Consider the following 792-nt stretch of genomic DNA (forward strand, 5'->3'; position numbering starts at 1 on the left):
TCATTCCACTAAGTACCGATTTTCCGCTAGAACGAAATCAACACATTCTAGCACAAGCAAATAGTGGATTTGTCATCACGACAAACGATTTACAAGAAAGTATTTCTGGACTAACAGAGGCAAAAAATATTCTTTACACAAATGCTTCTATAAGTGAAAAATATTCGAAAGAAAACAACAATAATTCTCTTTCAGGAAACACTTTAAGTTACATCATATTTACTTCAGGATCAACAGGAAAGCCAAAAGGCGCGATGGTAACACACCAAGGAATGTTGAATCACTTATATGCAAAAATCAACGATTTTCACATTGATGAACAGTCAAACATAGCACAAACGGCAACGCAAGTATTTGATGTCAGCATCTGGCAATACATGGTGGCATTGCTAGTTGGCGGAACTACAACAGTACTCGTTGGCGATGACGCTTGGGATCCGAAGCGCTTGCTCACACATGTAGACAACGATGGAATTACGCTATTAGAAAGTGTTCCTGCACATTTTTCTATCTTACTAGATTATTTAGAAACTACTTCTGAAAAACCAATTTTGTCAAGTTTGCAAATGCTAATGATGAACGGAGAAGGTTTACCGCCAGCGTACTGTCAGCGATGGTTTGACTTATATCCAGAAATTGCAATGAGTAATGTATACGGACCAACAGAATGTTCGGATGATATTACACATTATATATTCAAAGAAGTTTCTGACAATTGGGAAGGCTATGTTCCAATAGGAAAGCCGATTCAGAACATGAAAATGTACATTGTAGATGAAGATTTGCAATTAG

General features: G+C 37.1%; 1 protein-coding gene. It reads left to right on the forward strand.

Going from position 1 to position 792, the window contains the following annotated elements; genetic code table 11:
• The coding region (locus tag AA089_RS23145; protein WP_046759400.1) for an AMP-binding protein at window positions 1–792 on the forward strand (792 nt) is incomplete at both ends.

The sequence above is a fragment of the Kordia jejudonensis genome (assembly GCF_001005315.1).
GTDB classification, from domain to species: Bacteria; Bacteroidota; Bacteroidia; order Flavobacteriales; family Flavobacteriaceae; genus Kordia; species Kordia jejudonensis.